Genomic DNA, 7,666 nt, shown 5'->3' with positions numbered 1-7,666 from the left:
TGTGCGGCGCGAACGCCCACCACAGCGTCCAGCGCGCCGCGTGGCTGCTCGGCCTGCCGCAACCGATCGTGCTGGACACCCCCGCCGGGGTCCTCGACCCGGCCGCCGTGGACACCGCACTCGACCAACTGCCCGGCCGCCCGCTGGTGGTGGCCACCGCGGGCACCACCGACAGCGGCGCGATCGACCCGCTGCCCGCCATCGCGCACGCCACCGGGCAGCACGGCGCCGAACTGCACGTCGACGCCGCCTACGGCGGGCCACTGCTGTTCAGCAGCCGCGAGGCCGCCAAACTCGACGGCCTGCAGTCCGCGGTGTCGGTCACCCTCGACCTGCACAAGCTCGGCTGGCAGCCGGTCGCCGCCGGCCTGCTCGCCGTGCCCGACGGCACCGCGCTGCGCCCGCTGACCCATCAGGCCGACTACCTCAACGCCGTCGACGACACCGAAGCCGGCCTGCCCGACCTGCTCGGCCGCTCGCTGCGCACCAGCCGCCGCCCCGACGTCCTCAAGATCGCCGTCACCCTGCGCGCGCTGGGCCGCGAGGGCATCGCCGCGCTGGTGGACGCCGTCTGCGATCTCGCGGCCGACCTCGCCGACCGGATCGAGCGGCACCCCGCGCTCACCTTGCACGCACCGCCCGCGATCAGCACCGTCCTGTTCCGCCCGACCGCCGCCGGCGACGAGGAGACCGCCGAACTGCGCCGGCGCCTGATGTACGAGGGCCGCGCCGTCCTCGGCCGGGCCCGCGCGGACGGCCGGCTGTGGCTCAAGGCCACCCTGCTCAACCCGCATCTGCGCTCCGACGACCTCGACACGCTGCTGAAGCTCACCACGGAAGGCACCACGGCACGATGAACCCCACTCCGGCCGGTACCGACGGCGCCCCCGACCCAGCCGCGCCCGCGGACGAACCGTTCGACCTGCTGGGCATCGGCATCGGCCCGTTCAACCTCTCGCTGGCCGCGCTCGCCGACGGCGTCCCCGGCCTGACCGCAGCCTTCTACGACCAGCGCCCCGACTTCCGCTGGCACCCCGGACTGCTCATCGACGGCGCCACCTTGCAGGTGCCCTTCCTCGCCGACCTGGTCACCCTCGCCGACCCGGCCAACCGCTGGACCTTCCTGAACTGGCTGAAGAGCCGCGAGCGGCTCTTCCCGTTCTACTTCGCCGAGCGCTTCCATGTGCACCGCGCCGAATACGACGCCTACTGCCGCTGGGTCGCGGAGTCGCTGCCCACCACCCACTTCGGCCAGCAGGTCGACAGCGTGCGGTGGAACCCGGCCCGCGCCCTGTTCGAGGTGGACCACACCCACGTCGACGCGCACGGCGAGGCCGAGGCGCTGGCCCGCACCTACGCCCGCCACCTGGTGCTCGGCATCGGCACGCAGCCGCACGTCCCCGAGCCGCTGCGGCCACTGGCGGACTCGCCCACGATGCCGGTCGTGCACTCCTCGCGCTATCTGGAGGAACGGGCCCGGCTGCTGGCCGCCGACCACATCACGGTGGTCGGCTCCGGCCAGTCCGGTGCCGAGGTCTTCCTCGACCTGCTGCGCAACCGCCCGGCCGGCCGGGAGCGGATCACCTGGCTGGCCCGTACCCCGGCGTTCGCGCCCATGGAGTACAGCAAGCTCGGCCTGGAGCACTTCACCCCCGACTACACCCGCTACTTCCACGGCCTGGCCGAGCCGGTCCGCGACCGGCTGGTGCCGCAGCAGTGGCAGTTGCACAAGGGCATCGACACCGACACGATCACCGCGATCCACGACGAGCTGTACCGCCGCACCATGGACGGCGGCTGGCCCGACGCGGTGCTCACCCCCGGCGTCACCATCCGCACCGCCGGCCGGCTCGGCACCCAGAGCATCGAACTGCACCTGGAACACGCCGACCAGGGCACCCGCACCCGGCTGATCACCAGCGCCGTGGTGCTGGCCACCGGCTTCGAGGAGCGCCCGCTCGACCGCCTGCTCGACCCGCTCGCGCCGTACCTGGAGCGGGACGAGGCGGGGCGGCCGAGGATCGACACCCGGTACCGGATGCGGCTGGACCGGTCGGTGTCCGGCCGCGTCTACGTGCAGAACGCCGAGCGCCACTCGCACGGCGTGGGCGCCCCCGACCTGGGCCTGGCGGCCTGGCGTTCCGCGGTGGTGCTCAACGACCTGACGGCGCTGCTGACCGGCGAGGAGCACTACCCCCTGCCGGCCAGGACCGCCTTCACCACCTTCGGACTCGACGGCGCCGCCGCGAGCGACGTGCCTACCCGAACAGCGGCACTCCGCCGCGGGTGAGCCGCCACTGGTCGGCGCCGAAGGTCGACGGGTCGATCGTGCCGCGCGCCTGCACCCACGCGATGATCGTGTTGCGGATCTCGTCGGAGTTGGACCACACCGACTGCGCGGTCGCCACGTGCGGGTAGTTGCTGCCGCCGCTGGAGCGGTAGTTGTTCACCGCGAGCACGAACTGCGCGGCCGGGTCGATCCCCGCGCCGTCGTGGATGAGGTTCCCGATCCGCGAGCCGGCCGGCTGCGCGATGTCGATGTCGTACGACACGCCGCTGAGCACGTCGTAGCTGAAGTCGGGGGTGTCGTTCGCGTTGGTGATCTTCGTGACGTCGACCGGGGCGTCCGCGGCGGTCTGCACGAAGTACTCCGCGGACCACTCCAGGTAGTCCTTGACCTGGGCGCCGGTGAGGATCTTCGCGTCCAGGGTGTTCTCGTAGACGTACAGGCCCGCCACGTCGCGCAGCGAGACCTGCCCGGCGGGGATGGACGCGGTGCGGGAGAACGGCGACGCCTGGGAGAGCACCGGCAGGTCGGCGTACTGGGTGCCGGCCAGCGCGGCGGTGACGGTGTCGGCCTGCACCTTGTTGATGAAGTCGATGATCGGGGTGTCCTTGTAGGTGGACTCCGCCGCGGACATCGCCTCCGTGCAGGTGCCGACGACCTGGTTGACGTAGTCCACGACCTTCTGGTGCTCGTCGCGCACCAGCTTGGCGACGACCGGGTCCTCCTCGACGGTGTTGGCGTTGCGCACCCCCGCGCTGACCGAGGTGACCTTCCAGCGGCCGTGCTCCAGTTCCAGGTCGATGTCGAAGACGCTCAGCCGCATGCCCCACATCAGCGGCTCGGACAGCACCACGGTCCTGCCGGTCTGCTCGTTGACCACCAGCGTCTGCGGGCGCTCCACGTGGGTGTGGCCGACCAGGATCGCGTCGATGCCGGGCACCTGCGCGGCGACCAGCGAGGACGCGTTCTCCGGGTAGGGCACCGCGTCGCCGTAGGTGGTGCCGCCGTCCAGGCCGGAGTGGTCGGTGCAGAACACCACGTCGCAGCCGAGCGCGCGCAGCTTCGGGACGTACACCTTCGCCTGCTCGACCAGGCCGGGGAAGGCGAGTTGCCCCTGCACGTTGGCCTTGTCCCACACCGCGATGCCGGGGTTGGTCAGGCCCAGGATACCGACCTTGATGTCGGGGCCGCCCTTCACCCGCAACTCCTTGACCAGGTAGGGCGGGAACGCCGGCTTCAGCGTCTTGGCGTCGACCGCGTTGGCGGCCAGCAGCGGGAAGTCGCACTGGTCCTGGAAGGCGCGCAGCAGCGGGATGCCGTAGTTGAACTCGTGGTTGCCGAGCGCGGCGGCGTCGTACTTCATCTGGTTCATCGCCAGCGCCATCGGGTGCTTGGGGCCCTTGCGGGCGCCGGTGATCGGCTCGACGCGGGCGAAGTAGTACGACAGTTGGGTGCCCTGGATGATGTCGCCGGCGTCGACCAGCAGGGTGCGGTCGTGGCCCTTCTCGGCGCGGGCGGCCTCGATCAGGGTGGCGAGCTTGGCCATGCCGACGTCGTTGTGGTCGGCGTCGTCGTACTCGGCGTCGGTGAAGTAGTCCCAGTTCAGGGCGTGGCCGTGCACGTCGGTGGTGCCCAGCACGCGCAGGCTGTAGGTGGTGGGCCGGTGGTCGTGGCCGTGGCCGGGGCGCCGGTCGGACGCCTGCGCGGGGGTCGCCGCCACCGCGCCGGCCGCCCCGGTGAGCGCGACACCCGCACCTGTCGCGGCGGATCGGTTGATGAAGTCCCTGCGGTTGAGCGGCATCTGGGTTCTCCCTGATGGATGAACGGCACGTGGGGCCTGTGGGTGGTAACTGCAACGCGCGTAGATTCTGGACCACGTGGGGCGGTTTGCAACACCCCCGGCGGGTGAACGGGCTCCCACTCGTACCCGATTCGCACATGATCGGGCGGCGACGAGCGCTCCCCAGGTCGTAAGGCGCGCAGGCGGCCACCGAGGGTGACAACCGTGCTCATCGGAGCGGACCCCTGCACACTTCGATACTTGTCAACAACCGTTAATCCGACCGTCGTTGGGCTGTTGGCGTCACCGCGCTCCCTACCAACGAGTAAGTCATACGCTCGACACATGCGCCGAGCCAAAATTGTCTGCACCCTGGGCCCCGCCACCGAGTCCTACGACCAGATCAAAGCACTGGTCGAGGCAGGAATGGACGTTGCCCGCCTGAACCTGAGTCATGGCGGATACGCCGAGCACGAGGACCGCTACCGACGTGTCCGCAAGGCCGCCGACGAGACCGGGCGCAGCGTCGGTATCCTCGCCGACCTTCAGGGTCCGAAGATCAGGCTGGGACGTTTCGCCGAAGGCCCGGTACTGCTTGAACGCGGCGACGAGTTCACCATCACCGTCGATGACATCGAGGGTGACCAGCTCATCTGCGGCACCACCTACAAGGGACTGCCGGCCGACGTGGCCCGCGGCGAGCGCATCCTCGTGGACGACGGCCGGGTCACCTTGGAGGTGACCGACGTCGAGGGCCCCCGCGTGCACACCATGGTGATCGAGGGCGGCATGATCTCCGACCACAAGGGCCTCAACCTGCCAGGTGTCGCGGTCTCCGTCCCGGCCCTGTCCGACAAGGACATCCGCGACCTGCGCTGGGCGCTGCGCATCGGCGCCGACATCATCGCGCTGTCCTTCGTGCGCAGCGGCCGCGACATGGACGACGTGCTGCGGATCATGGCGGAGGAGGGCCGCCGGGTCCCGGTGATCGCCAAGATCGAGAAGCCGCAGGCGGTCGAGAACCTCGAGGACATCGTCGACGCCTTCGACGGGATCATGGTCGCCCGCGGCGACCTGGGCGTCGAGATGCCGCTGGAGGTCGTGCCGATCGTCCAGAAGCGCGCGGTCAAGCTCGCCCGGCGCAACGCGAAACCGGTCATCGTCGCCACCCAGATGCTCGACTCGATGATCGACAACTCCCGCCCCACCCGCGCCGAGGCCAGCGACGTCGCCAACGCGGTGATCGACGGCACCGACGCGGTGATGCTCTCCGGCGAGACCAGCGTCGGCAAGTACCCGATCGAGACGGTCAAGGTGATGTCCCGGATCGTGGCCGCCGCCGAGGAGGACATCCTCGGCACCGGCCTGCCGCCGCTCACCGACAGCAACAAGCCGCGCACCCAGGGCGGCGCGGTGGCCCGCGCCGCGGCCGAGATGGGCGACTTCCTCGGCGCCGCATACCTGGTGGCCTTCACCCAGTCCGGCGACACCGTGCGCCGGCTGTCCCGCTACCGCTCGCCGATCCCGGTGCTCGCCTTCACCCCCGAGCAGGCCACCCGCTCCCAACTCAACCTGACCTGGGGCGTGGAGACGTTCCTCGGCCCGATGGTGCAGACCACCGACGAGATGGTGCAGCAGGTGGACGAGCAGTTGCTGCGGATCGGGCGCTGCAAGAAGGGCGACGTCGTGGTGATCACGGCCGGCTCGCCGCCCGGAATGCCCGGCAGCACCAACATGGTCCGGGTACATCACATCGGTGAGGATGACTCCCCGAAGAGGTAATGCGTTATTCCGGATGTTGGTGCTGACTTCGCAGCGCAGAGCGGTCGATATCCCCCTTCTCCGACTTCTCCAACACCGGGCCCCGCCGGACGACCAGTCCGCGGGGCCCGTCGCTTTTCGGTCAGTGGCGGAAACGTCGAACCATCGCTATTAACGCTGTGTCACCTGCCTGCAATATCCAAAATCGGTGCCCACATCGGGCGGGCGGCCGGCTTCCACGGGCGCGCCCGTAATCCCATTATGGAGAACTTGTCCGAAATGACGGCGTACGGCCGTCGCGGCCCGGTCGCGCCCACTGGAAGTGCGGGTTCTCACCATGCGGACCCTGCTCAAAGCACCCGACCAGCATGGCAAACCTCAACGGAAGCTCAAGTAAGGGCGTTTGGCATAACAAGACAGTCACACTCTTCGCCGTACCGCTCCCCGATGTCGCGTGACGCGCCTAGAGTCACGGCCAGTCACCGCGCTTCCGAATTAGCGAGTTCGGACTCCCGCGCGCGACTTCGGCCATCCATGAGGACTGGCCGGGCCCGGGGAAAGGACCGCTTGTGCGACACCGCTCTTTGCTGCTGCTCACCTCCGTATTGACCACAGGAGCTCTCACACTGACCGCTTGCGGCTCGCGCAGCGACGACGGCAAGAAGAGCAGTGGCGGCGGTGGTGACGGCATCACCCTCACCATCGGCGTCGACGCGCCGCTCACCGGCCAGAACTCCGCCACCGGCCTCGGCCTGCAGTACGGCACGCAGATCGCGGTGAACGACGCCAACGCCAACAAGCTCGTGCCCGGCGTGACCTTCAAGGTCAAGGCGCTCGACGACAAGGCACTGCCGGCCACCGGCCAGCAGAACGCCACCGCCCTGGTGCAGGACAACAACGTCATCGGCACGGTCGGCCCGCTCAACTCCGGTGTCGCGCAGTCGATGCAGCAGGTCTTCGCCACCGCCAACATGGTGGAGATCTCGCCGGCCAACACCGACCCCGCGCTCACCCAGGGCAAGAACTGGGCCAGCGGCAAGAAGGTCCGCCCCTTCAAGACCTACTTCCGCACCGCCACCACCGACGCCAACCAGGGCGGCTTCGCGGCGGACTACGCCTACAACACCCTGAAGAAGAAGAGCGTCTTCGTCGTCGACGACAAGCAGGCGTACGGCGCCGGCCTGGCCGCGATCTTCAAGGGCAAGTTCGCCTCGCTGGGCGGCAAGATCGCCGGCACCGACCACGTCAACACCGGTGACACCGACTACTCGGCCCTCGTCACCAAGATCAAGCAGTCGCACGCCGACATGCTCTACTACGGCGGCCAGTACGACGAGGCGGAGCTGATCACCAAGCAGCTCAAGGCCGACGGCGACAACATCCCGCTCATGGGCGGCGACGGCATGTACTCCGACACGTACATCAAGACCGCGGGCGCGGCCGCCAACGGCGACCTCGCCACCTCCGTCGGTGTCCCCGTCGACACCATCGCCGCCGCCAAGACCTTCATCAAGACCTACAAGGCCAAGGGCTACCCGGGCGACTACGGCACCTACGGCGGCTACTCCTACGACGCCGCCACCGCCATCATCCGCGGCGTCAAGGCCGTCATGGACGCCAACGGCGGCAAGCTGCCGGCCATGAACGACGCCCGCGCCAAGGTCGTCGACGCCGTCCAGAAGACGGACTTCGAGGGCATCGCCGGCCACGTCGCCTTCGACCAGTACGGCGACACCACCAACAAGCAGCTGACCGTCTACCAGGTCAAGAACGGCAAGTGGACCGCCGTGAAGAGCGGCGTCTACACGGGCTGACCGCACCCCGCACCACCCGAGGGC

5 protein-coding genes are annotated in these 7,666 nt (G+C 69.4%); 4 read left to right on the top strand and 1 reads right to left on the bottom strand.

Going from position 1 to position 7,666, the window contains the following annotated elements; all coding sequences use genetic code 11:
- A partial coding sequence (locus tag AC13HU_RS26570) for a pyridoxal phosphate-dependent decarboxylase family protein (protein ID WP_483044487.1) occupies positions 1–857 on the top strand: 857 nt, incomplete at its 5' end.
- Positions 854–2,290, top strand: a complete 1,437-nt coding sequence (locus AC13HU_RS26565) for a lysine N(6)-hydroxylase/L-ornithine N(5)-oxygenase family protein (RefSeq protein ID WP_483044486.1) — start codon at positions 854–856, stop codon at positions 2,288–2,290. The genes AC13HU_RS26570 and AC13HU_RS26565, both read left to right, overlap by 4 nt.
- On the opposite strand, the gene AC13HU_RS26560 is transcribed toward AC13HU_RS26565, so the two are convergent.
- Entirely contained in the window at positions 2,259–4,088 is a 1,830-nt protein-coding gene (locus AC13HU_RS26560; protein WP_483044485.1) for a bifunctional metallophosphatase/5'-nucleotidase, read from the bottom strand. The genes AC13HU_RS26565 and AC13HU_RS26560 overlap by 32 nt on opposite strands.
- A gap of 324 nt (positions 4,089–4,412) precedes the next feature.
- Here AC13HU_RS26560 and pyk point away from each other — a divergent pair, with 324 nt between their 5' ends.
- Positions 4,413–5,849 carry a pyruvate kinase gene (pyk, locus tag AC13HU_RS26555; protein WP_483044484.1) on the top strand — a complete coding sequence of 479 codons (1,437 nt, stop codon included), beginning with the start codon at positions 4,413–4,415 and terminating at the stop codon, positions 5,847–5,849.
- A gap of 548 nt (positions 5,850–6,397) precedes the next feature.
- The gene (locus AC13HU_RS26550; RefSeq protein WP_483044483.1) at positions 6,398–7,642 is read left to right on the top strand and encodes a branched-chain amino acid ABC transporter substrate-binding protein; all 1,245 of its coding nucleotides are present in this window, start codon (positions 6,398–6,400) and stop codon (positions 7,640–7,642) included.
- The last annotated feature ends 24 nt before the right edge of the window (positions 7,643–7,666 follow it).

The sequence above is a fragment of the Streptomyces sp. NH27 genome (assembly GCF_056859195.1).
Note: the sequence above shows the minus strand (reverse complement) of the source record. Positions and strands in the feature narration are given on the sequence as shown.

Bases quoted from the DNA above. Each gene is read 5' to 3' on its own strand.
- AC13HU_RS26560 (WP_483044485.1), bottom strand. From the start codon at position 4,088: ATGCCGCTCAACCGCAGGGACTTCATCAACCGATCCGCCGCGACAGGT.
- pyk (WP_483044484.1), top strand. From the start codon at position 4,413: ATGCGCCGAGCCAAAATTGTCTGCACCCTGGGCCCCGCCACCGAGTCC.
- AC13HU_RS26565 (WP_483044486.1), top strand. From the start codon at position 854: ATGAACCCCACTCCGGCCGGTACCGACGGCGCCCCCGACCCAGCCGCG.